This window comes from Vibrio furnissii CIP 102972 (assembly GCF_000176175.1).
Classification (GTDB): domain Bacteria; phylum Pseudomonadota; class Gammaproteobacteria; order Enterobacterales; family Vibrionaceae; genus Vibrio; species Vibrio furnissii.
On record NZ_ACZP01000012.1, the window covers coordinates 42,645 to 65,492 of the forward strand.

Here is a 22,848-nt window from a genome sequence, read left to right on the forward strand (position 1 = left end):
GCAGATTGAATGCCATAAAAAAACCCGGGCTTGCCCGGGTTTTTACTCATTCGCTGCGCTTACCAGCCTGTCACTTCACGGAGTGCAGAACCGATCTCCGCCAAGCTTTTCACAGTTTTCACGCCCGCTGACTCCAGCGCCGCAAATTTCTCGTCAGCAGTACCTTTACCGCCCGAAATGATTGCGCCCGCGTGGCCCATGCGTTTACCTGGAGGCGCCGTAACACCCGCAATGTAAGACACCACTGGCTTGGTCACGTTCGCTTTGATGAACGCTGCCGCTTCTTCTTCCGCTGTACCACCGATTTCACCGATCATCACGATCGCTTCTGTCTCAGGGTCTTCTTGGAACAGTTTTAGGATATCAATGAAGTTTGAACCTGGGATTGGGTCACCACCAATACCAACACACGTTGATTGGCCGAAACCTTCGTCGGTGGTCTGTTTCACCGCTTCGTACGTCAGCGTACCAGAGCGAGACACGATACCCACTTTCCCTTTCTTGTGAATGTGACCCGGCATAATACCGATCTTACATTCATCAGGCGTAATCACACCCGGGCAGTTCGGACCGATCATGCGAACGCCAGTTTCTTCCAGCTTCACTTTCACATCGATCATGTCTGTCGTTGGGATGCCTTCAGTGATCGTCACGATCAGTTGAATGCCCGCATCGATCGCTTCCAGAATGGCATCTTTACAGAAAGGTGCTGGAACGTAGATAACTGTGGCAGTCGCGCCAGTCGCTTCTACTGCTTCACGCACGGTATTGAATACTGGTAGGCCAAGATGCGTTTGACCGCCTTTACCTGGAGAAACACCACCAACCATTTGCGTGCCGTAAGCGATCGCTTGCTCAGAGTGGAATGTGCCTTGACCACCGGTGAAACCTTGACAGATTACTTTGGTGTCTTTGTTAATTAGTACAGACATTATTTGCCCTCCGCAGCAGCAACAACTTTCTGAGCTGCGTCAGTGAGCGACTCAGCTGCAATGATATCCAAACCTGACTTAGCCAGTACGTCGCGACCGAGGTCAGCGTTAGTACCTTCAAGACGAACAACAACAGGTACCGTGACACCGACTTCTTTCACTGCGCCGATGATACCTTCTGCGATCATGTCACAACGTACAATCCCACCGAAGATGTTAACCAATACCGCTTTCACATTGTCATCAGACAGGATGATCTTGAATGCTTCTGCAACGCGCTCTTTTGTTGCGCCGCCACCAACATCGAGGAAGTTTGCGGGTTTGCCACCGTGTAGGTTCACGATGTCCATCGTACCCATCGCCAGACCAGCACCATTGACCATACAACCAACGTTGCCATCGAGTGCAACGTAGTTCAGTTCCCACTGAGCTGCGTGTGCTTCACGCGCATCTTCTTGCGAAGGATCGTGCATTTCGCGCAGTTTAGGCTGACGGTACAACGCGTTTGAGTCGATGTTGATTTTGCCGTCTAGGCACAACAAGTTGCCTTCGCCAGTCACAACCAGCGGGTTGATTTCTAGCAGAGCCAGGTCGTATTGAGCAAACATTTGGCCCAGACCCATAAAAATTTTCACGAACTGTTTGATCTGGTCACCTTGCAGGCCCAGTTTGAATGCCAGCTCACGGCCTTGGTATGCCTGAGGGCCCACCAATGGATCGATCGCTGCTTTGTGAATCAGTTCTGGTGTTTCTTCCGCCACTTTCTCAATTTCCACGCCACCTTCAGTGGATGCCATGAAAACGATACGACGTGTTGCACGGTCAACAACCGCACCTAGGTACAGTTCGTTAGCGATATTTGATGCTTCTTCAACCAAGATTTTTGTCACTGGCTGACCATTTGCATCCGTTTGGTAAGTCACTAGGTTTTTACCCAGCCACTTTTGTGCGAATTCTTTGACGCCTTCTTTGGTGTCGTGCAGTTCTACACCGCCCGCTTTACCGCGGCCACCAGCGTGAACCTGACATTTGACAACTTTCTTCGCGGTGCTGATGCGACCAGCTGCTTCGAACGCTTCTTGTGGCGTATCACATGCGTAGCCTTCTGGTACAGGCAAACCGAATTCTGCAAACAGCTGTTTGGCTTGGTATTCATGCAAATTCATTGTTTTATTCCGTTTGTATATTTTTATTCCATAGAGCCCATTGAATGGCTGAGCTTTACGTCTGTAGGGTTACTCTTGAGCGAGCAGCCAATTGGCTTAAATCGGGCCGAATGTTGAGCGAATCCGGCCCGCCGCACAGGCGCTTAGTCCACTAAGCACCTTTGCGATTACACGTCTAGCAGTAGACGTGTTGGATCTTCAAGCAGTTCTTTCACTGTCACCAGGAAGCCAACTGACTCACGACCATCAATCAAACGGTGGTCGTAAGACAGAGCAAGGTACATCATTGGCAGGATTTCAATCTTGCCATCAACAACCATTGCGCGGTCCTGAATCTTGTGCATGCCAAGAATCGCTGCTTGTGGTGGGTTGATGATTGGCGTCGACATCAGCGAGCCAAACACACCACCATTCGTGATAGTGAAGTTACCACCGGTCAGCTCTTCAACTGTCAGCTTACCGTCACGACCTTTGATCGCCAGATCCTTGATGCCTTTTTCGATCTGAGCCATGCCCAGCGTATCGGAATCTTTCAGGACGGGTGTCACCAGACCGCGTGGTGTAGACACCGCGATGCTGATATCAAAGAAGTTGTGGTACACGATGTCGCTGCCATCGATGGAAGCGTTCACTTCTGGATAACGTTTCAGCGCTTCCGTCACCGCTTTCACGTAGAACGACATAAAGCCAAGGCGGATGCCGTGTTTCTTCTCAAACACGTCTTGGTACTGCTTACGCAGATCCATGATTGGCTTCATGTTGACTTCGTTAAACGTTGTCAGCATTGCTGTGCTGTTTTTCGCTTCCAGCAGACGCTCTGCCACACGCTTACGCAGGCGAGTCATCGGGACGCGTTTTTCGCTGCGAGCTGCAATCGGTGCTGGCGCAGCAACGTCTTGTGCTGCCGCTGGCGCTGATTTATCCGCAGCAAGGTACGCTTCGATGTCTTCACGCGTAATACGGCCACCAACACCCGTGCCTTTCACTTGTTCCGCTTGCAGATTATGTTCTGCCAGTAAGCGGCGAACGGCTGGGCTGAGCGCGTCGTTTGTTTCTTCAGTCAGCGTCGCTTTGTGGCGTTTGTCTGGAGAAGATGCAGTCGCACTCGTGGTATCGGTTGTTGGTTCACCCGCAACCGCACCCGGTTTCAGACGCGCCAGCAACTGTTTCGACAGTACAGTGGCGCCTTCTTCTTCCAGAATCGCTTCCAACACACCTTCTTCTGGTGCTGGTACTTCCAACACCACTTTGTCGGTTTCGATTTCAACGATTACTTCGTCACGTGCAACAACGTCACCTGGTTGTTTATGCCATGTCGCTACGGTTGCGTCTGCTACTGATTCAGGTAAATCTGGAACCAGAATTTCAACTGTCATATCTGTGTCTTCCTTTTAGTTCTAGTTCTTAAGCTAGGGTCAGAGCGTCTTCAACCAACGCTTTCTGTTGTTTCAAGTGTACCGACATATAACCGACTGCTGGTGAAGCAGAAGCCGGGCGGCCCGCATATTTCAGTTCTGCACCCGCTGGGATAGCGGCACGGAAGTTGTGCTGGCTACAGTACCAAGCGCCTTGGTTTTGAGGCTCTTCTTGACACCAAACGTAGTCAACAGCGTTCGTGTATTGTGCAATCGCAGCTTGGACTTCATCCATCGGGAATGGATACAGCTGCTCGACGCGGACAATCGCAACGTCATCTTGTTCATTGCTGCGACGCTGTTCCAGCAGGTCGTAGTAAACCTTGCCTGAACAGAACACAACACGTTTCACTTTCGCCGGATCGAGGTTATCCACTTCAGGAATCGCTGGCTGGAAGGTACCTTCGGCCAAATCTTCCAAAGTCGACACACACAACGGGTGACGAAGCAGTGATTTCGGAGACATTACGATCATTGGGCGACGCATCTTACGAACCACCTGACGACGCAGCATGTGATATACCTGCGCTGGGGTCGATGGAACAATCACTTGCATGTTTTGCTCTGCGCAAAGCTGCAGGTAACGTTCGAGACGTGCCGATGAGTGTTCAGGACCTTGACCTTCGTAACCGTGAGGTAACAGCATTGTCAGACCACACAAACGTGCCCATTTTTGCTCACCAGAAGAGATGAACTGGTCAATGACCACTTGAGCGCCGTTGGCAAAATCACCAAACTGAGCTTCCCAAATTGTCAGACCACCTGGCTCCGCTGTTGCGTAGCCGTATTCAAACGCCAGAACCGCTTCTTCAGACAACACCGAGTCGATCACTTCGAATGGACCTTGGTTGTCATGAATGTTGCTCAGCGGGATGTAAGTGCTCGCATCGCTCTGGTTGTGCAGAACCGAGTGACGGTGGAAGAACGTGCCTCGGCCAGAATCCTGACCCGAGATACGAATGCGCTGACTGTCGTCAACCAACGTTGCATAAGCCAACGTCTCCGCCATCCCCCAGTCAAGCAACTTCTCACCCGAAATCATTGCAATACGGTCGTTGTAGATTTTCTCTACACGACTTTGCAGTTTGTGACTTTCAGGGTACTGGCACAAACGCTGGCCCAGTTCTTTCAGGCGCTCAATTGGGTATTGGCTCTGCCACTCTTCATTCCAGTCATGGCCCAAATAAGGTGACCAATCCACAGAGTGCATCGCCATTGGGCGCCACTCTTTCACCACGACTTCGCCGCGATCCAGTGCGTCACGATATTCGTTCACCAATTGCGTCGCAGTTTCAATATCACTTTCGTTGCGATCAATCAGCACATCGGCATACAACTTACGCGGGGTTGGATGCTTTTTAATTTTCTGATACATCAACGGCTGAGTCGCATTCGGCTCATCCGCTTCGTTGTGACCATGACGGCGGTAACACACCAGATCAATCACCACATCGCGTTTGAACTCATTGCGGTAATCCAGTGCCAGACGCGTCACAAACGCAACCGCTTCTGGATCATCAGAGTTGACGTGGAAAATCGGCGCCTGAACCATCTTCGCAATGTCGGTACAGTACATGGTTGAACGTGTGTCACGTGGGTTTGATGTCGTAAAGCCAACTTGGTTGTTGACCACAATACGCACCGTACCACCAACACAGTAACCACGCGCCAGCGACATGTTGAAGGTTTCCGCAACCACACCTTGACCGGCAACGGCTGAGTCACCGTGAATGGTAATTGGCAGGACTTTGCTTCCCTCTTCATCGCCCAAGCGATCTTGACGAGCACGAACCGAGCCCATGACAACCGGGTTCACGATTTCCAGGTGAGATGGGTTGAATGCCAGTGCTAAATGCACATCACCACCCGGGGTTGCGAAGTCAGCAGAGAAACCTTGGTGATATTTCACGTCCCCCGTGCCCCACGTTTCATCGTGTTTGCCGGCAAATTCGTCAAACAGATCTTGTGGTTTCTTGCCGAGAACGTTGACCAGCATGTTCAGACGACCACGGTGAGCCATACCGATAACGACTTCACGCATGCCCGTTTTACCAGCATGGCGAATCAGCTCTTTGGTCATTGGAATCATGGCGTCGCCACCTTCCAGTGAGAAGCGTTTTGCACCGGGGAATTTCGCGCCGAGGTAGCGTTCCAGACCTTCTGCTGCAGTCAGTTCTTCGAGGAAAGTGCGTTTTTCATCTAGGGTAAAGGATGGCTGGCCTACCACGGGCTCCAGACGTTGTTGAATCCAACGCTTTTGCTCGGTGTCGGTCATGTGCATGTACTCTGCACCGATCGATCCACAATAGATGTTATTGAGGGATTGATAGATGTCTTTCAACTTCATGGTTTCGGTGCCAATGGCAAACGAACCAACGTTGAAAGTCTCTTCCATGTCATCTTCGGTGAGATTGTGGAATGAAGGGTCCAATTCCGCCACGGTCGGGCGTTTCCACAAACCTAGAGGGTCCAATTGCGCAGCTTCGTGACCGCGGAAGCGGTACGCGTTGATCAGCTGCAATACTTTTACTTGTTTAGCATCGACTTCAGGATCACTAACTTGGACATTGTAATGCTTAGTCTCTTGAGCGAGTCGTCGGAAGTAGTCACGGACACGTGAGTGCGGTTGTTCAACCACATTGTCAGGTTGCGCAGGCAGCCCTTCAAAAACACGTTTCCACTCCTCACTTACCAGATCGGGATCACTTAGATACAGTTCGTAGAGATCTTCTACATAATTTGCATTGGCGCCAGCCAAGTGTGAAGACTCGAGCCATGCCTTCATCACGCCGTTGTGCATTATTTTCCCTTAACCAGTAGTTTTCACGTTTGCTTCGGTCTATGCCGAGCTATAAAAGGCAGGCCCGAAGGCCTGCGATTCTTATCTATTAAACCGAGCGATTCACCAGCATCGACTTGATGTGGCCAATAGCTTTTGTCGGGTTTAATCCTTTAGGACAAACACTTACACAATTCATAATGCCATGGCAACGAAAAACGCTAAATGCATCATCAAGATTTGATAAGCGCTCATCTGTTGCGGTATCGCGGCTATCAATTAGCCAACGGTAAGCCGCGAGCAGACCAGCAGGACCGATAAATTTGTCAGGGTTCCACCAGAATGATGGACACGAGGTTGTACAACATGCACACATGATACATTCGTACAAACCATCCAGATGCGCTCGTTCTTCAGGAGACTGCAGATTCTCGCGTGATGGTGGCAGCGCATCATCGGCGATCAAGAACGGTTTCACTTTCGCATAGTTGTCGTAGAACTGCGTCATGTCGACGATCAGGTCACGCACAACAGGCAAACCAGGCAACGGACGAATCACGATGTTGCCTTTCATGGCTGACAACGGTGTGATACACGCCAAGCCATTTTTACCGTTCATGTTCAAGCCATCCGAACCACACACACCTTCACGGCATGAGCGGCGGAACGCGATGGTTGGATCCTGCTCTTTCAGAAGAATGAGCGCGTCAAGAACCATCATATCTGAGCCTTCTTCCACTTCAAGCACATAGTCTTTCATGTAAGGCTTTTTATCTACATCCGGATTGTAGCGGTACAGAGAGAAATTCAGTTTCATCGTTCAGTCCTCCCTTAGTAAGTACGTACTTTTGGTGGAAATGCTTCGCGATAAACTGGCGCCATGTTCACATCACGCTTGCTCATCTGCTCTGTTTCCGGATTGTAGATTGAGTGGCACAGCCAGTTGGCATCGTCACGATCGGGGAAATCGAAACGAGCGTGGGCGCCACGACTTTCTGTACGGTAGTTTGCCGCGACAGCCGTGGAGAATGCGGTTTCCATCAGGTTATCCAACTCCAGACATTCCACACGTTGCGTGTTGAATTCTTGAGATTTGTCAGCCAAATGGGCATCTTTCAGACGTTCACGAATCACTTTCAGCTCTTCCAGACCCGTTGCCATGGCGTCACCTTCACGGAATACCGAGAAGCTGTTTTGCATGCAGCGTTGTAGGTCTTTACGGATTTGAACTGGATCTTCACCGCCTTTGCTGTTTTCCCAGCGCATGGTACGAGCCAGCGACGCTTCGATATCCGATGCAGTGGCAGGACGCGCTTCCGCTTGTGCAGCCAGAGTTTCACCCAGATGCAGACCTGTGGCACGACCAAACACCACCAAGTCGAGTAGCGAGTTGCCGCCCAGACGGTTTGCACCGTGTACTGATACCGATGCGATTTCACCACACGCGAACAGACCTTGAACTTCAACGTCCTGACCTGCTGCAGTTTGTTTGATCGCTTGACCAGAAACCTGGGTTGGCACGCCACCCATCATGTAGTGACAGGTTGGAATGACTGGAATTGGCTCTTTCACTGGATCGACGTGTGCAAATGTACGCGACAGTTCACAAATACCAGGCAGACGCGATTCAAGTACATCTTTACCTAGGTGATCCAGTTTCAGTTTGATGTGCGGCCCCCATGGACCATCACAGCCGCGGCCTTCGCGGATTTCAATCATCATTGAACGCGCAACCACGTCACGACCCGCAAGGTCTTTCGCGTTTGGCGCATAACGTTCCATGAAACGTTCGCCATCTTTGTTCAGAAGGTAACCCCCTTCACCACGACAGCCTTCGGTGACCAGTACACCCGCACCAGCAATACCAGTTGGGTGGAATTGCCACATTTCCATGTCTTGCATCGGCACACCTGAACGCAGCGCCATCCCCACACCATCACCCGTGTTGATGTGTGCGTTGGTAGTCGATGCGTAGATACGACCGGCACCGCCAGTCGCTAGCACGGTGGCTTTGGCTTTGAAATAGCAGATCTCGCCAGTTTCGATGCAAAGCGCGGTACATCCCATGACGGCGCCGTCTTGGTTTTTCACCAAATCGAGGGCATACCATTCAGAGAAGATGGTGGTTTTGTGTTTCACGTTTTGTTGGTACAGCGTATGAAGCAGAGCGTGACCGGTACGGTCAGCTGCCGCCGCAGTACGTGCCGCTTGCTCACCACCGAACTCTTTTGACTGACCACCAAATGGACGCTGATAAATGGTACCGTTGTCGAAACGAGAGAATGGCAGGCCCATTTTCTCTAATTCAATGACCGACTCAGGGCCATTTTTACACATGTATTCGATCGCGTTTTGGTCACCGATGTAGTCCGAACCTTTAACGGTATCGTACATGTGCCATTGCCAGTTATCTTTATGAGAGTTACCCAGCGCAACCGTGATACCACCCTGCGCCGATACCGTGTGTGAACGAGTAGGAAAAACTTTTGAAAGCAGGGCGCACGACAAGCCTTGCTCAGAGATTTGTAGTGCAGCACGCATGCCTGCACCGCCAGCGCCGATTACTACGGCATCGAATTCACGAACTGGAATAGTCACTTACGCACCCCACAATACAAATAGGCCAGAGAAAAAGTATCCGAACAGCACTGCGATTACGACGAGCTGAAGTCCGCCACGCAGTTTTGAACACTTCACGTAGTCAGTCAGTACCTGCCATAGGCCAATCCAGCCATGAATCAGGATGCAAACTAACGCCAACATTGTGAAGACTTTGGTGAAGGTACCACCAAAGAATTGAGTCCAAGAGACATAAGAAATATCAGTGAAAGCACAGAAGCTAACAATATAAATGGTGTAAAGCGTCATGATGATCGCACTGGCGCGAATCAATAGGAAATCATGAACCCCATTACGACCAAATGAGGAAACGTTCTTTACCATACCCAAACCCCCGCCAATAGAGATAGAACCGCTGTTACGCCGAACGCAACTTTTGCACTCATTGCACCTGTGTCCAACTCTTCAAAGTGGCCAAGGTCCATAAGCAGGTGACGAATACCACCAACAATGTGGTAAGACAGTGCGGTCAAAATACCCCACAGAATAAATTTCACGAAGAAACCGTTGACGATGTCACTCGCCTCCATGAAACCTACTGGAGAGGATAATGAGATGGATAATAACCAAAGCAAAATGCCGACCGCCACAAACGTAATAACCCCCGCCACGCGGTGAAGGATAGAAGCGATTGCAGTGATCGGAAAGCTAATGGTCTGCAGATCTAAATTAACAGGTCTTGACTTTCTTTCTTTCACGGGCTTGCTCACTCAGCTCCATTGAGCATTTATAGTTATGGATGAAATTTGGCCGCAAACCTACAAAAGTTAACATTTATTCAACAAATTCTCGGCGAATATCGAAACGAAATTGTAAAATAGTTGTTAACAGCAGGAATGAAAACATCACTAAAAATTTATTTTCAGCCTTGTATTTATAAGGTTTTCACCAAATTTTGCTACGCCAATATACGGCTAGCAACATTGTACAACAATTGATGTAACAATTTTTGCTACACAGAACAGATTTTTAACTTTATATGTATAAAAAATCAAAGTAAGTGCACACATCAGAGGAGAAGAATTGACTTTGATTAAGATCGGACGTACAAGAATGTCACACAAACATCCTGGACGGATTAAATAATAAACAAAGGAGATTGTTATGGCAGATAAGAAAGCGACCCTTCATATCGAAGGCAAAGCGCCAATCGAACTGCCGATTATGGATGGGACAATTGGTCCTCAAGTAATCGACGTTCGTAAACTTGGCTCAAATGGCTACTTTACGTTTGACCCGGGTTTTCTTGCCACTGCATCTTGTGAATCTCAAATCACTTACATCGACGGCGCCAAAGGTGTTCTGCTACACCGCGGTTTCCCAATCGATCAGTTAGCCAATAACGCCGATTACTTGGAAGTGTGTTACATCCTACTTTACGGTGAAGCCCCTAATCGCAAACAGTATGAAGAGTTTAAAAAGACTGTAACTCGTCACACGATGGTTCATGAGCAAATCGCGAGCTTCTTCCACGGTTTCCGTCGTGATGCTCACCCGATGGCTGTAATGTGTGGTGTAGTAGGTGCGCTAGCGGCCTTCTACCACGATTCACTCGACATTAATAATGACGTGCACCGCGAGATCGCGGCTTATCGTCTTCTGTCTAAAATGCCAACACTGGCAGCAATGTGTTATAAATACTCTGTAGGTCAACCATTTATTTACCCTCGTAATGACTTGGGCTATGCAGAGAACTTCCTACACATGATGTTCGCAACACCATGTGAAGAGTACGATGTCAACCCGGTGGTTGCGCGTGCGATGGATAAAATTTTCACCCTACACGCAGACCACGAACAAAACGCGTCGACGTCAACAGTACGTCTAGCGGGTTCTTCTGGTGCCAACCCATTTGCATGTATTGCAGCGGGTATCGCGTCTCTGTGGGGCCCGGCACACGGTGGTGCAAACGAAGCATGTCTACGCATGTTGGAAGAGATTGGCAGTGTTGATCAAATTCCTGAATTCGTCGAACGTGCCAAAGATAAAGATGACCCATTCCGTCTGATGGGCTTTGGTCACCGCGTGTACAAAAACTATGACCCTCGCGCAACAGTTATGCGCGAAGCATGTCATGAAGTCCTGAAAGAGCTCAACATTCAAGATCCACTGCTAGACGTTGCAATGGAACTGGAACGCATCGCTCTGTCTGACGACTACTTTATTGAGAAGAAACTGTACCCGAACGTGGATTTCTACTCAGGTATCATTCTGAAAGCGATTGGTATTCCTGTGTCAATGTTCACGGTTATCTTCGCAATGTCTCGTACGATCGGTTGGATTGCGCACTGGAACGAAATGCATAGTGACCCAAGCAACCGCATCGGTCGTCCTCGTCAGCTTTACACGGGTGAGAAGATGCGTGATTTCGTGCCGCTATACGAGCGCGAATAACACCCCAGATGTTTTGTGTATAAACAAAAAGAGCGAGGCAACCCTCGCTCTTTTTTATGGCTGACCTCCCCGCTTATACAGGGTTATCAATATCGATAAACGTCACGTCAAACCCGTGTTCTTTTGCCAACCATTCACCCAGTGCTTTCACGCCATAGCGTTCTGTTGCGTGATGCCCTGCAGAGAAGTAGTGAATGTTGAGCTCACGCGCTGAATACGTTGTCCGCTCAGAGATCTCACCAGAAATAAACGCATCCATCCCCTGCGCTGCTGCGAGCTCGATATAATCTTGCCCACCGCCAGTACACCAACCCACTTTTTTGATCAATTTATCTTTTAATTCTGGCGCAATATGCAGCGGCTGACGCTTTAGCACATCGGCAATACGCTGAGCCAATGCTTCTCCCGTCATCGCGTCAGCGAAAGAGCCGTACATGGCGACCGATTGAGGATGTCCTTCGAGGCCGCCTTCAACCTCGATCCCGAGTCGCTTAGCCAACTGCGCGTTGTTGCCCAGTTGCGGATGAATATCGAGCGGAAGATGGTAGGCCAATAAATTGATGTCGTGTTTAATCAGCTGACGTATCCGGTCGCCTTTCATGCCACGAATCGCTTCGCTTTCCCCTTTCCAGAAATAGCCATGATGAACCAACAGCGCATCAGCGTTGTGTTCGATGGCTTGCTCAATCAGGGCTTTCGACGCGGTCACGCCGGTGATGATTTTCTTGATTTCCGAACGCCCCTCCACCTGAAGGCCGTTGGGACAGTAATCTTTGATCAATTGTGGAGACAACGTCTCATTGAGCAATGCTTCAAACTGTAAATTATTCATCTTCTCGTCCATTGCATGATAATCATGGCGAGGTTATAACAATTTAAGACTAAAATGTCGAAGACGATGCCAATGGGATAACGAGAATATGGACTTAAAACAACTGACGGAATGGGTCGCATCAACGCCCTCGCTTTTTCAACCCTCCCCTCCCATTGCGGGGAAAACGCCATTCATTCACTACATTCCGACGGAATGGCCGATGTATCAAGGCAATCAACGTTTAGGATTTCTCTACCAGTATTTGTGTCAACAGCTGTTTACCGCCACACCCCGCTACAATGCGGTGTCGGAAGAAATTCAGCTCAATCAAGCAGGTCGCACTTTGGGGTCGCTTGATTTCATCGTGAAAAATCGCCGCACAGAGCAGTATGAACACTGGGAAGTGGCGGTGAAGTTTTATCTGCTGCATCAAGGGCTTTGGTATGGCCCCAACGCGCAAGACCGTCTCGATCTCAAACTGGCTCACATGCTCGAACATCAGTTACCGCTGTCTGCCAGCGACGCGTTTATGAACACCTACCCCTTATGGGCAAACGCACAACAAAACCTGTTGATGCAGGGGCGCTTATACATGAATCCGTTTGAACCGGAAAATGTACCGAGCGAATGCCTCGGCTTTGCATTGAATACCTCGCAAATCAACGGTTACTGGTGCTATCAGGATCAGCAAGCGCAGATTGAAGAGCCGCTGTATACACTCACCAAAGCGCAATGGCTCACGGGACGAACCGAGGATTCAGCACTGTATGATGGCGGCGAATCAGGCTTTGTGCATTGCCAGACCCCATCCGGACGTTTTTGGTTCATCGTGCCAAGGCATTGGCCACACAGCGAACCACAATCCAGCGCTCTCGAATAAAAACCGCATAAAAAAGGCGACCCGAAGGTCGCCTTTCTATGTCATGCGGCTTACAAGCCCGCGTCTTTAAACACCTGATTGACGATCTCTTGCGCTTCCGCTTCAATCTGTTTCAAGTGCTGCTCGCCTTTAAAGCTTTCGCAGTAGATTTTGTAGATGTCTTCCGTGCCCGATGGGCGCGCCGCAAACCAGCCAAAATCGGTGGTCACTTTCAGGCCGCCAATCGCAGCGCCGTTGCCTGGTGCATGCGTCAGACGCGCTGTGATGGGGTCACCAGCTAACGTTTGCGCAGAGACCATCTCGGCAGAGAGTTTTTTCAACACATCTTTTTGCGGGCCATTCGCCACAGCCTGAATTCGGTTGTACTGCGATTCACCGTGTTTAGCAGCCAGTTCATCGTAATATTGCTGCGGGTTCTTGCCGGTTACCGCCGTGATTTCGGCTGCAAGCAGACACAAGATGATACCGTCTTTGTCGGTTGACCAAGGCGTGCCATCTTTACGCAGGAACGATGCCCCGGCACTCTCTTCACCGCCAAAGCCGAATTTGCCGCTGTACAATCCTTCCACGAACCATTTAAAGCCCACAGGTACTTCGCACAATTCACGGCCAAGATCAGCCACCACTTTGTCGATCATCGCACTTGAGACCAGCGTCTTACCCACGGCGACATCCTGACCCCATCCATTACGGTGACGGTACAAGTAATCGATACACACCGCGAGAAAATGGTTTGGATTCATCAAGCCTTTGGGCGTCACGATGCCATGACGGTCGTAGTCTGGGTCGTTACCAAATGCCAGATCGTACTCATCTTTCAGTGCCAACAGACCCGCCATTGCATAGGGAGATGAACAGTCCATGCGCACCACACCATCTTTGTCTAAAGACATAAATTGGAAGGTTGGATCGATGGCTTCGCTCACCAATGTCAGGTTCAGGTTGTACGCCTGACCAATTTGACGCCAGTAATCGATGCCGCTGCCACCCAGTGGATCCACACCCAATTTCAGATTGGCTTTTTGAATCGCCGCCATGTCCACCACATTCACCAAGTCATCGACGTATGGTTTTACCAAATCAACTTGTTTGAACAGCGGTGATGCTTTGGCCTCCGTGATCGACACACGTTTGACGCCGCTCAAGCCTTCTGCAATCAGTTGGTTGGCGCGGTTTTCAATCGCTTGTGTCAACTCACCTTCGGCCGGGCCACCGTGCGTCGGGTTGTACTTGATACCACCATCTTGCGGTGGGTTGTGCGATGGCGTGATCACGATGCCGTCCGCTTTTTCTGCATGTTTCAGGTTATGCGTCAAAATCGCGTGAGAGATACCCGGCGTCGGCGTGTAGCCGTTGTCTTGCTGCACAATCACTTCAATACCGTTGGCCACCAGCACTTCAACAACACTGCTAAATGCTGGTTCAGACAACGCGTGAGTATCTTTACCCACAAAGATTGGGCCTGCAGTGCCTTGCGCTGCACGCACTTCAACAATCGCTTGTGCGATGGCCAGAATATGATTTTCGTTGAAGGTCGCTTTATCAGCGGAGCCGCGATGGCCCGACGTTCCAAATTCCACTTTGTGTTTTGGATTACTCGGGTCCGGCTGAAGAAGGTAGTAGTTTGCTACTAGTGCTGGAATATTATGCAGGTCTTGCTGTTGCGCTTTTTGTCCTGCACGTGGGTGCATTGCCATAAAGACATCCTTTCAAAATATAACGACAAATAAAAAACCTCATAATACGCAGTTTGGTTTGCATATTATGAGGTTCAAATCAGACTTTTCGTGCTCGATCGTTACAAATCAAATCGATTGAGTAACTTTTTCAATAATGTCCGCTGGGAAATTCATGCGAATCATCACTTGCTCAATCATCTGCTGTTTGCGGCTGGTGTTATTGTTCGTGATCACCCAAAACGGCGTATTTGGAATCGCCTTTGGCTTCGTCGTTTGACCATTTGCCAGCAGGGTTTGCTCATTGTCAGCAAAGTAAACGCGCTTACGACCTTTCACCAACATCGCTTCAGAAAAAGCGGCTGGATCGATGCGATGAAGGGTAGAAAGCACCAGCATAAAACGATCAACCGCTTTTTTCAGACCGGCAAATTCGTCTGAAATCAGAAGAGAGCGCATTTCTTTCACGCAATCCAGTTTCGTTTCCTGACCAGCATCTTTACTCACCACTATACCTTTAGGTGCCGCGGCCGCTTTAGGCGCCACTGGAGTGCTTTGACCATCCACGTTCAACAGGCGGCGCAGAATGTCCGATGCGCTCTCACCAATGTGAAGGGTTTGGCCTGCAATGTAACGGTATAGATCCTCATCAACCTCAATTGTTTTCATTCGCTTTTCACAATCTCAATGTTTAAACTCTGGGGGATTATAGCGAGATCTTCGCTGAGACTCTACGTTAAACCCATTACTAATAAGATAAAATGTCAGCACTTCTGAATTACAAACTTGAAGGTGAGGGTCACACCGTTGTTTTGATCCATGGTCTGTTTGGTAGTCTGGATAACCTTGGGCTACTGGCTCGCGATCTAAAAAACGATCATCAAGTTCTGAGTATCGACCTGCGCAATCACGGTCACTCATTCCACTCTGACGCGCACAATTATGCGCTGATGGCCGCCGATGTAGATCAGCTATTGACCCACCTCAACATTCAACAAGCGACCATTATCGGTCACTCCATGGGTGGCAAAGTGGCGATGAAACTCGCCGATATAGCGGCAGAAAAAGTGGCGCAACTGGTGATTCTGGACATGGCGCCCGTCGCATACACCGAACGCCGCCACGAAAATGTGATTGCCGGATTGGAAGCCGTCTTGGAGCAAAAGCCGTCATCACGCAGCGAAGCCATGGCGATTTTAGCCAAACACGTTGAAATCGACGGAGTGCGCCAGTTTTTGGGTAAATCGATGATGAACCAAGACAGCGTGATGGTGTGGCGTTTTAACGTCGCGGCACTGAAAGCCAACTACGCATCAATCATGGGCTGGGAACCGATCGCACGCTGCGACATACCCACCCTGTTTATCAAAGGTGGCGACTCCAATTATCTGACCGCCGAACATCAAGCGCAGGTGCAAGCCCAGTTCAGTCATGCCAAAGCGCATGTCATTGCCAATACGGGCCACTGGCTACATGCGGAAAAACCGGCGGAAGTACTGCGCGCGATACGTAAATTTATCCTGTGAGGCAGCCCGCTTCACCACGCAACATCCACGATGTTCTCTTCATACAAGTGTGAAATCGATTCTCATCCGCGCATTAACTTTGCCGTATAACAATGGTATAGTGCGCGCAAGCAAATTGGCATAAAGGATAACCATGCTGTACGACTATATGAACATGATCGAATCGATAGGACTTGATCTCCTGTTTGCGTCTATTTTCTTCCTCATCGGGATGGCAATTAAAGACGTATTGAAACAAGGTAATGTTCCGGTATTTGGCCGTCGTATTGTGTGGCTTGTTCTGTTTTTAGGTTGTGCTGGCTTTATTGCCAAAGGCATTATCCAACTTAGTTGGGAAGGGACTGGCTTGGGCTGATGCCTGAGCGTTCAACCATCCGCCACCCCATTACAATTTAAAGGTAAAGACTCTATGGCAAGTGTAGGTATCTTTTTTGGTAGCGATACAGGTAACACCGAAGCTATTGCAAAGATGATTCAAAAACAACTCGGTAAACAACTTGTTCACGTTCAAGATATCGCAAAAAGCAGCAAAGAAGACATCGACAACTTCGATCTGCTACTGCTTGGTATCCCGACTTGGTATTACGGTGAAGCGCAATGTGACTGGGACGACTTTTTCCCAGAACTAGAAGCGATTGACTTCTCAACCAAGCTGGTTGCTATCTTTGGTTGTGGTGACCAAGAAGATTACGCGGAATACTTCTGTGATGCGATGGGCACTGTGCGTGACATCGTAGAAGCCAAAGGCGCCACAGTTGTGGGTCACTGGTCAACTGAAGGTTACGAGTTTGAAGCGTCAAAAGCGCTGGTTGATGAGAACCACTTCGTGGGTCTGTGTATTGATGAAGATCGCCAACCTGAACTGACTGAAGAACGCGTGACCAAATGGGTCAAACAAGTTTACGACGAAATGTGTCTGGCTGAACTTGAAGACTAATCCATAAAAAATCCCCAGCCAAGGCTGGGGATTTTTTTATCCATGAAGAACACATGACCACGAAGAACACATTACCAAAGAATGCTTCCCAGTAGCGGTGCAATCAGCACAGTGACCATCCCTGCAATCATCATCACCACACTCGAGACTACCCCTTCTGAATTGCCGATTTGATAAGCCTTAGCGGTACCCGCACCGTGCGCCGATGCGCCCAAGCTAGCACCTTTGCCGAGGCGAGAACGAATCGACAATACGGTCAACACGACTTCGCCCACAGCCATACCAATCACCCCAGTCAACACCACAAACAGCGCGGTTAGGTCGCTCTGACCCCCGATCGATTTGGTGGCTTCTACGGCAAACGGTGTGGTAATGGAGCGCATCGCGAGACTACGCTGCAATAATTCTGGCAAGTTTAACCAACGCGCCAACAGCACGGTGGAGCCGACCGCCACAATCACCGACACCAGCACGCCAACCGACAACGACAACCAGTGGCGCTGAATCAAATGGCGGTTGTCATACACCGGAATCGCAAATGCCACCGTTGCCGGGCCAAGCATCCACAACAGCCAATGTGATTCAGCCATGTAATCCTGATAAGGAATGTGAAAGCCCATGACCACTGCGACTAACAGCAATGGCGCCAGTAGTAAGGGCATCAAAAAGATGGAGCGTTTGCGACGATAAAGTGATTTGCTGCCGTAGTAAAATGCCAAGGTCAGCACCAGACACAACACGCCCAAGAGTGAATCATTCAAGCTCATCGCTTAAGCTCTCCGCAATTGATTGCTTTTACGACGTGCCAATTTGAGTTCAAACCGATACAGTTTATCCACCACCCAAGCTGTCGATGCGATCACCACAATCGTGCTCACAATCAGCACCACCATAATACGCAGCCCTTCTTGAATCATCAGATCCTGATAGTTCACGACCGCCACCACCGCAGGGACAAAAAATAGCAGCATTTCCGCCAATAACCATGTCGCGCCGCGGCGCAACCAATCCACCTTCACGATGTTGCTAAACACCAAGGCCAGCAACAGCAGCATCCCGGTGAGGTTGGCAGGGATGGGTAAATGAAACTCACGCACCAGAAAGTCTGCGATAAACCAAATCAACGCCAGTACCGCAATCTGGCTCAGCGTCATTAAGCTATTTCCTACCCGTTTCATGCTTGCTCTTCGCTTGTTTTGTGAAATTAGTCACAGTATAAGCAAGCTTAAAACCGTCACAAAATGACTTTTTATTATCAAATTTATGCCAAAATGGAATAGTTTAATTCAACGGGCACAATCATGGACATCAAAGCACTGCGTTATTTTGTCGAGTTGGTGAATGAACAAAGCTTTACCCGCGCTTCAGAAAAATTGTTTGTCACGCAACCCACCATCAGCAAGATGATTCGCAGCTTAGAACAAGATGTCGGGCAACCACTTTTGCATCGCGAAGGCCGACGCTTTTGGTTAACCGACGCTGGCGACATCGTGTTTCAGCGCGCGCAAGAGATCCTCGCGCAGATGTCGCAGCTCGAAGCGGAACTCATCGATTTGAATGAGCTACAACGCGGACATTTACGCTTGGGGATCCCGCCGATGGTCGGCCATGTCTACGCCGGCCTAATTCGCCGCTACCGCCAAACATACCCAAACGTCGAAATGACCATCGTCGAATATGGCGGGCGAAAAATTGAGCAAGCGGTATCTGAGGGCGATCTCGATGTGGCGGTGACGATGTTATCTTTAAATGCGGCGCAGAACCTCAACACCTTGGAACTCGACAGCTATCCGATTCGTGCAGTGTTGCCCGATACCGCGCCTTGGCGCGATCTCGAGACCGTTCATTGGCAGGATCTAAAAGACGAACCGTTCTATGTTTACACGCAAGAATTCACGCTCAGCGAATACATCGACACCTTGTGCCAACAAGAGGGCTTTGCGCCGCAAGTGGCCGCTCGCAGCAGCCAATGGGATTTCTTGGTCGCGTTGGTCAAAAGTGGGGTTGGTGTGGCCTTCTTACCCGAACCGCTGTGTCACCGCATACAGGGAGAAGGCGTGGTGGTCAAAACCATGACGCCTTCCATTGACTGGCAACTCGGCGTCATCTGGCATTCAGAGCGTTATGTGTCACGCACCGCCGACGCGTGGATCAGCCTGTGCCGTGACTATCGAGATCAAAAGTATCCCCAACCTTGAATGTCCTTTAGGACAGTGTCTGGGAATCAGCCAATTCGCGCTCCTGCGTCGGGTCGTCCGCATCTTCGCGGTATTTCGGTTTCTTCCGCACATACAGTTTGCGATGCACTTCAGACACTACTTCGCCATGCGCATTTTTAACGTGGATGATAAATTCGGGGAAACATTTATCACCGCAGGCCGTGGCACTTAAAATCGCATCCAGTTGCTGCTGAGGGATCAAAAACTCCGCGTACAAATCGGTATGACCCGGCTTAATAAAGTTGATGCTGGCTTCTTTGTCCCACACATAATATTGATCGCCTAAAATGCCCATCAACATCAGCGAGTAAACTGGGTCTGTGAGCGAAAAAATGCTGCCACCGTATTGGGAGCGATTAGCGTTTTTGTTCCACCAACGCAATTTCAGCCGCATGCGGGCTTCGCGAAAATCGTCACTGATGGATTCAATTTTTATCCCCGCGCCCCAGAATGGCGGCCAGCTATTCAGCGCCCATTTGACAATATTTGGTTTATATAGCTTTGCGAGAGTTTTATTCATGCTTTCCGTGCCTTAGACTCGATTTCGACCGCCTACATCAGTGCTTAAATCGACAGGGTCTATTAATCACGACGTAGACTTAACGCTCAGTTAATGTTAAACAATTGTAACTGGTCAGAGCACTTTTAGCAGTGATATCACGCGGCTTTACGAAAAAATAGTAGTAACCCTTTGAAGTTCGTGGTTTATTGTTCGCTGTGACTAACCTATAATGTTGGACAACATTGACTTCTGTTCATTACTGCAGATCATCAACGGGAAAGTATATGTCAGACAATAACCAAGCGCTAAAGGATGCTGGTCTTAAAGTAACCCTTCCACGGCTAAAGATTTTAGAAGTACTACAACAGCCTGAGTGCCAACATATTAGTGCTGAAGAGCTGTACAAGAAGCTGATTGATCTCGGTGAAGAGATCGGCCTTGCGACAGTTTATCGAGTACTAAACCAATTTGATGATGCAGGCATCGTGACACGCCATCACTTTGAAGGCGGCAAATCAGTATTTGAACTGTCGACTCAGCATCACCATGATCACCTAGTGTGCCTCGACTGTGGGGAAGTAATTGAGTTTTCGGACGAATTGATTGAACAACGTCAGAAAGAGATTGCTTCACAGTACAACGTACAACTGACTAACCACAGTTTGTACCTGTACGGCAAATGTGCAGACGGGAGTTGTAAAGACAACCCAGACGCACACAAAGCGAAAAAGTAACCATAAAAAAACCACCGCAAGCGGTGGTTTTTTTTCATGTCGGCGAAACCGAATCAGAAGTAGTCACGTACCAACACTTCCGCAATTTGCACCGCGTTAGTCGCTGCGCCTTTACGAACGTTGTCCGCCACAACCCACAAGTTCACGCCGCTGTGATGACTGATGTCATTGCGAATACGGCCGACCATCACATGATCTTTTCCGCCAGCATCACGCACTTGCGTTGGGAAGTCTTCCCCTTGGAACACTTCCACACCATCCGTTTGTGACAATAGCTCAATCACCTGCTCGGCATCGATTGGCGCACTGGTTTCCACGTGTAGCGCTTCCGCATGACCATAAAACACGGGCACACGAACACAAGTTGGGTTCACCATGATCGACGGATCATTGAAAATCTTTTGCGTTTCCCACACCATTTTCATCTCTTCTTTGGTGTAGCCATTGTCCATAAACACATCGATTTGTGGAATGCAGTTAAACGCAATTTGTTGGCTGAATGCTTTGTTCTCCGCAGGAATCCCGTTGAGCAGCTTCGCCGTTTGGCCAGCCAATTCATCGATGCCCGCTTTCCCCGCCCCTGAAACCGACTGGTATGTCGTCACGTTGATGCGTTCAATGCCCACCGCGTCGTAAATCGGCTTCAGCGCCACCAGCATTTGAATGGTAGAGCAGTTAGGGTTGGCAATGATGTTGCGGTTACGAAACTCTGCAATCGCTTCAGGGTTGACTTCAGGCACAACCAACGGGATATCGTAGTCGTAGCGGAAGTGCGACGTGTTGTCGATCACAACCACACCCGCATCCGCAGCAATCGGCGCCCACTGTGCAGACAGATCACCACCGGCAGAAAACAGCGCAATGTGCACTTGTGACCAATCAAACTCTTCCACGTTCTGGACGCGGACTGTTTTGCCGTTGAAACGGTAGGTTTTCCCTTCGCTACGCTCACTTGCGAGCAGGTACAGTTCGCCGACAGGAAACTTACGTTCCTGCAGCACTTCTAACATGGTTTCGCCTACGGCGCCTGTTGCGCCAAAGATGGCAACATTAAATTCTTGGCTCATTCGTTACCTCAATTTTAAAACCTAATTTCGCCAGTGGCTCCAGATGACAAGTCGCCTCTCCAACGAGTGTGATCGCGCTATACTCACGTCTGTCCCAATATTGTTTACGCATTTGGTCAAACGCGCCAGGTTTGTGTATTTCGCGACGGAACAGGGCGTCATCACGACGCACATCGTAAATCAGTTGTGTGAGTGTCAGCAGCGTCGCTTCATCCCATGCACGATCTAACGTGACTTCTGGGATTGGCGCCACAGGCAACAAGGTTGAAGGGTTCGCCCACAACGCGTTCCCAAGAAACTCACAGTAACTGTTAAAAATCATCGTTGTGCCACGCGCTTTACCTTCAAGGCCATATCCGGCCACGTGCGGTGTAGCAAACGCCAGCAGCGGCAGCAATGCCATATCCACTTGCGGTTCAAATTCAAATACATCCAACGCCGCGGTAAAACCATCACCCTGTTGCAGGCGCGCTTTGAGCGCGTCGTTGTCGACCACTGGACCACGCGCAGCGTTGATCAGAATCTGATCGCTGCGCAGGTTCTCCAACACCGTGCTGTCAATCAAATGATGGGTAGGCCATTCCCCCTCGGTGGTGATCGGCGTGTGCAGCGTGATCACATCCGACTGGCTCAACAGTACGTCCAGCGGTGTGAATTCACGGCTGTCCCCTTGTGCCTGTTTCGGTGGATCGTTCAACAGCACGTTGATCCCCATCCCCATCAAACACTCAGACAAATACGTCCCCACCTGACCGGCACCAATGATACCGACGGTTTTATCAAATACCGAGAATCCCTGTTGCTGTGAAAGCACCATCAGCACGCTGAACACGTACTCCGCCACGCCCACTTTGTTACAGCCTGGCGCCGCGGTAAAGAAAATGCCACGCTCTGCCAGCAGTGCTTGGTCCACATGGTCCATGCCTGCCGTGGCAGTGCCGACGAATTTTAACTTGTTGGCTTTGCTAATCAGCGCTTCATTCACCTTCGTTACAGAACGAATCATCAGCGCATCCACATCCACCAAGTCGTCTGCCGTCAATGTACGGCCCGGTTTCAGAACCACTTCGCCAAGCTGACTAAACAGCTCTGCGGCGTAAGGCATATTTTCGTCGATCACAATTTTCATAACAGAGTTCACACTATTTGAATTGACTGGTTGTTGTGTTGGAAAGTTTGCAAGGCATT

At 49.7% G+C, this 22,848-nt stretch carries 23 protein-coding genes; 7 read left to right on the forward strand and 16 right to left on the reverse strand.

What is annotated here, in order from left to right:
• Window positions 1–59: 59 nt before the first annotated feature.
• From sucD to sdhC, 8 genes are all read right to left on the reverse strand, one after another.
• Window positions 60–932, reverse strand: coding sequence for a succinate--CoA ligase subunit alpha (gene sucD / locus VFA_RS02885; protein ID WP_004724569.1), 873 nt, complete (start codon window positions 930–932; stop codon window positions 60–62).
• Window positions 932–2,098: an ADP-forming succinate--CoA ligase subunit beta gene (sucC, locus tag VFA_RS02890; protein ID WP_004724570.1), complete on the reverse strand. Its 1,167-nt coding sequence runs from the start codon at window positions 2,096–2,098 to the stop codon at window positions 932–934. The genes sucD and sucC overlap by 1 nt, the downstream gene beginning before the upstream one ends.
• 167 nt (window positions 2,099–2,265) lie before the next feature.
• A complete protein-coding gene (gene odhB, locus VFA_RS02895) occupies window positions 2,266–3,474 on the reverse strand; it encodes a 2-oxoglutarate dehydrogenase complex dihydrolipoyllysine-residue succinyltransferase (RefSeq protein WP_004724573.1) in 1,209 nt (402 codons plus the stop codon).
• 28 nt (window positions 3,475–3,502) lie between these two features.
• The gene (gene sucA, locus VFA_RS02900) at window positions 3,503–6,313 is read right to left on the reverse strand and encodes a 2-oxoglutarate dehydrogenase E1 component (protein WP_004724574.1); all 2,811 of its coding nucleotides are present in this window, start codon (window positions 6,311–6,313) and stop codon (window positions 3,503–3,505) included.
• Between the two features lie 88 nt (window positions 6,314–6,401).
• Window positions 6,402–7,109, reverse strand: a complete 708-nt coding sequence (locus tag VFA_RS02905) for a succinate dehydrogenase iron-sulfur subunit (protein WP_004724576.1) — start codon at window positions 7,107–7,109, stop codon at window positions 6,402–6,404.
• Between the two features lie 14 nt (window positions 7,110–7,123).
• Entirely contained in the window at window positions 7,124–8,890 is a 1,767-nt protein-coding gene (gene sdhA, locus VFA_RS02910) for a succinate dehydrogenase flavoprotein subunit (protein ID WP_004724577.1), read from the reverse strand.
• Window positions 8,891–9,235 carry a succinate dehydrogenase, hydrophobic membrane anchor protein gene (gene sdhD, locus VFA_RS02915; RefSeq protein ID WP_038150792.1) on the reverse strand — a complete coding sequence of 115 codons (345 nt, stop codon included), beginning with the start codon at window positions 9,233–9,235 and terminating at the stop codon, window positions 8,891–8,893.
• Window positions 9,229–9,621 (reverse strand): succinate dehydrogenase cytochrome b556 subunit, encoded by a 393-nt coding sequence (gene sdhC, locus VFA_RS02920; protein WP_038150794.1) that lies wholly within the window; start codon window positions 9,619–9,621, stop codon window positions 9,229–9,231. Before sdhC ends, sdhD begins: the two co-directional genes overlap by 7 nt.
• A gap of 394 nt (window positions 9,622–10,015) precedes the next feature.
• Here sdhC and VFA_RS02925 point away from each other — a divergent pair, with 394 nt between their 5' ends.
• Window positions 10,016–11,305, forward strand: a complete 1,290-nt coding sequence (locus VFA_RS02925) for a citrate synthase (RefSeq protein ID WP_004724584.1) — start codon at window positions 10,016–10,018, stop codon at window positions 11,303–11,305.
• A gap of 73 nt (window positions 11,306–11,378) precedes the next feature.
• On the opposite strand, the gene VFA_RS02930 is transcribed toward VFA_RS02925, so the two are convergent.
• Entirely contained in the window at window positions 11,379–12,137 is a 759-nt protein-coding gene (locus tag VFA_RS02930; protein ID WP_038150796.1) for a Nif3-like dinuclear metal center hexameric protein, read from the reverse strand.
• Between the two features lie 88 nt (window positions 12,138–12,225).
• On the opposite strand from VFA_RS02930, the gene VFA_RS02935 reads away from it, so the two are divergent.
• On the forward strand, window positions 12,226–12,999 hold the full coding sequence (locus VFA_RS02935; protein WP_038150798.1) for a DUF1853 family protein: 774 nt from the start codon (window positions 12,226–12,228) through the stop codon (window positions 12,997–12,999).
• Between the two features lie 50 nt (window positions 13,000–13,049).
• Here VFA_RS02935 and pgm read toward each other — a convergent pair whose 3' ends face one another.
• Window positions 13,050–14,696 (reverse strand): phosphoglucomutase (alpha-D-glucose-1,6-bisphosphate-dependent), encoded by a 1,647-nt coding sequence (gene pgm / locus VFA_RS02940; RefSeq protein WP_004724591.1) that lies wholly within the window; start codon window positions 14,694–14,696, stop codon window positions 13,050–13,052.
• Window positions 14,697–14,804: 108 nt separating this feature from the next.
• On the reverse strand, window positions 14,805–15,344 hold the full coding sequence (seqA, locus tag VFA_RS02945) for a replication initiation negative regulator SeqA (RefSeq protein ID WP_004724593.1): 540 nt from the start codon (window positions 15,342–15,344) through the stop codon (window positions 14,805–14,807).
• A 92-nt stretch (window positions 15,345–15,436) separates the two neighbouring features.
• On the opposite strand from seqA, the gene VFA_RS02950 reads away from it, so the two are divergent.
• From VFA_RS02950 to fldA, 3 genes are all read left to right on the forward strand, one after another.
• A complete protein-coding gene (locus VFA_RS02950; protein WP_004724595.1) occupies window positions 15,437–16,201 on the forward strand; it encodes an alpha/beta fold hydrolase in 765 nt (254 codons plus the stop codon).
• 133 nt (window positions 16,202–16,334) lie between these two features.
• The gene (locus VFA_RS02955) at window positions 16,335–16,556 is read left to right on the forward strand and encodes a DUF2788 domain-containing protein (protein ID WP_004724598.1); all 222 of its coding nucleotides are present in this window, start codon (window positions 16,335–16,337) and stop codon (window positions 16,554–16,556) included.
• Window positions 16,557–16,610: 54 nt separating this feature from the next.
• The gene (fldA, locus tag VFA_RS02960; RefSeq protein WP_004724600.1) at window positions 16,611–17,138 is read left to right on the forward strand and encodes a flavodoxin FldA; all 528 of its coding nucleotides are present in this window, start codon (window positions 16,611–16,613) and stop codon (window positions 17,136–17,138) included.
• A gap of 71 nt (window positions 17,139–17,209) precedes the next feature.
• On the opposite strand, the gene VFA_RS02965 is transcribed toward fldA, so the two are convergent.
• Both VFA_RS02965 and VFA_RS02970 read right to left on the reverse strand, forming a co-directional pair.
• Window positions 17,210–17,899, reverse strand: a complete 690-nt coding sequence (locus tag VFA_RS02965; protein WP_086027258.1) for an LrgB family protein — start codon at window positions 17,897–17,899, stop codon at window positions 17,210–17,212.
• A 9-nt stretch (window positions 17,900–17,908) separates the two neighbouring features.
• On the reverse strand, window positions 17,909–18,316 hold the full coding sequence (locus tag VFA_RS02970) for a CidA/LrgA family protein (protein WP_038150800.1): 408 nt from the start codon (window positions 18,314–18,316) through the stop codon (window positions 17,909–17,911).
• A 123-nt stretch (window positions 18,317–18,439) separates the two neighbouring features.
• Here VFA_RS02970 and VFA_RS02975 point away from each other — a divergent pair, with 123 nt between their 5' ends.
• Window positions 18,440–19,336: a LysR family transcriptional regulator gene (locus VFA_RS02975; protein ID WP_004724605.1), complete on the forward strand. Its 897-nt coding sequence runs from the start codon at window positions 18,440–18,442 to the stop codon at window positions 19,334–19,336.
• A 7-nt stretch (window positions 19,337–19,343) separates the two neighbouring features.
• On the opposite strand, the gene VFA_RS02980 is transcribed toward VFA_RS02975, so the two are convergent.
• Window positions 19,344–19,877, reverse strand: a complete 534-nt coding sequence (locus VFA_RS02980) for a DUF4442 domain-containing protein (protein WP_004724607.1) — start codon at window positions 19,875–19,877, stop codon at window positions 19,344–19,346.
• Between the two features lie 266 nt (window positions 19,878–20,143).
• On the opposite strand from VFA_RS02980, the gene fcrX reads away from it, so the two are divergent.
• A complete protein-coding gene (fcrX, locus tag VFA_RS02985) occupies window positions 20,144–20,593 on the forward strand; it encodes a ferric iron uptake transcriptional regulator FcrX (protein WP_004724608.1) in 450 nt (149 codons plus the stop codon).
• A 53-nt stretch (window positions 20,594–20,646) separates the two neighbouring features.
• On the opposite strand, the gene VFA_RS02990 is transcribed toward fcrX, so the two are convergent.
• Both VFA_RS02990 and VFA_RS02995 read right to left on the reverse strand, forming a co-directional pair.
• Window positions 20,647–21,660 (reverse strand): aspartate-semialdehyde dehydrogenase, encoded by a 1,014-nt coding sequence (locus VFA_RS02990; RefSeq protein ID WP_004724610.1) that lies wholly within the window; start codon window positions 21,658–21,660, stop codon window positions 20,647–20,649.
• Window positions 21,644–22,789 carry a 4-phosphoerythronate dehydrogenase gene (locus VFA_RS02995; protein ID WP_004724612.1) on the reverse strand — a complete coding sequence of 382 codons (1,146 nt, stop codon included), beginning with the start codon at window positions 22,787–22,789 and terminating at the stop codon, window positions 21,644–21,646. The genes VFA_RS02990 and VFA_RS02995 overlap by 17 nt, the downstream gene beginning before the upstream one ends.
• Between the last annotated feature and the right edge of the window lie 59 nt (window positions 22,790–22,848).

What these genes read in the sequence shown, in the direction of transcription:
- VFA_RS02995 (WP_004724612.1), bottom strand. Translation starts at nt 22,789, where the DNA reads ATGAAAATTGTGATCGACGAAAATATGCCTTACGCCGCAGAGCTGTTT.
- fldA (WP_004724600.1), top strand. Translation starts at nt 16,611, where the DNA reads ATGGCAAGTGTAGGTATCTTTTTTGGTAGCGATACAGGTAACACCGAA.
- VFA_RS02975 (WP_004724605.1), top strand. Translation starts at nt 18,440, where the DNA reads ATGGACATCAAAGCACTGCGTTATTTTGTCGAGTTGGTGAATGAACAA.
- pgm (WP_004724591.1), bottom strand. Translation starts at nt 14,696, where the DNA reads ATGGCAATGCACCCACGTGCAGGACAAAAAGCGCAACAGCAAGACCTG.
- sucC (WP_004724570.1), bottom strand. Translation starts at nt 2,098, where the DNA reads ATGAATTTGCATGAATACCAAGCCAAACAGCTGTTTGCAGAATTCGGT.
- sucA (WP_004724574.1), bottom strand. Translation starts at nt 6,313, where the DNA reads ATGCACAACGGCGTGATGAAGGCATGGCTCGAGTCTTCACACTTGGCT.
- VFA_RS02905 (WP_004724576.1), bottom strand. Translation starts at nt 7,109, where the DNA reads ATGAAACTGAATTTCTCTCTGTACCGCTACAATCCGGATGTAGATAAA.
- VFA_RS02970 (WP_038150800.1), bottom strand. Translation starts at nt 18,316, where the DNA reads ATGAAACGGGTAGGAAATAGCTTAATGACGCTGAGCCAGATTGCGGTA.
- sucD (WP_004724569.1), bottom strand. Translation starts at nt 932, where the DNA reads ATGTCTGTACTAATTAACAAAGACACCAAAGTAATCTGTCAAGGTTTC.
- seqA (WP_004724593.1), bottom strand. Translation starts at nt 15,344, where the DNA reads ATGAAAACAATTGAGGTTGATGAGGATCTATACCGTTACATTGCAGGC.
- VFA_RS02990 (WP_004724610.1), bottom strand. Translation starts at nt 21,660, where the DNA reads ATGAGCCAAGAATTTAATGTTGCCATCTTTGGCGCAACAGGCGCCGTA.
- VFA_RS02950 (WP_004724595.1), top strand. Translation starts at nt 15,437, where the DNA reads ATGTCAGCACTTCTGAATTACAAACTTGAAGGTGAGGGTCACACCGTT.
- fcrX (WP_004724608.1), top strand. Translation starts at nt 20,144, where the DNA reads ATGTCAGACAATAACCAAGCGCTAAAGGATGCTGGTCTTAAAGTAACC.
- odhB (WP_004724573.1), bottom strand. Translation starts at nt 3,474, where the DNA reads ATGACAGTTGAAATTCTGGTTCCAGATTTACCTGAATCAGTAGCAGAC.
- sdhD (WP_038150792.1), bottom strand. Translation starts at nt 9,235, where the DNA reads ATGGTAAAGAACGTTTCCTCATTTGGTCGTAATGGGGTTCATGATTTC.
- VFA_RS02955 (WP_004724598.1), top strand. Translation starts at nt 16,335, where the DNA reads ATGCTGTACGACTATATGAACATGATCGAATCGATAGGACTTGATCTC.
- VFA_RS02925 (WP_004724584.1), top strand. Translation starts at nt 10,016, where the DNA reads ATGGCAGATAAGAAAGCGACCCTTCATATCGAAGGCAAAGCGCCAATC.
- VFA_RS02980 (WP_004724607.1), bottom strand. Translation starts at nt 19,877, where the DNA reads ATGAATAAAACTCTCGCAAAGCTATATAAACCAAATATTGTCAAATGG.
- VFA_RS02935 (WP_038150798.1), top strand. Translation starts at nt 12,226, where the DNA reads ATGGACTTAAAACAACTGACGGAATGGGTCGCATCAACGCCCTCGCTT.
- VFA_RS02930 (WP_038150796.1), bottom strand. Translation starts at nt 12,137, where the DNA reads ATGAATAATTTACAGTTTGAAGCATTGCTCAATGAGACGTTGTCTCCA.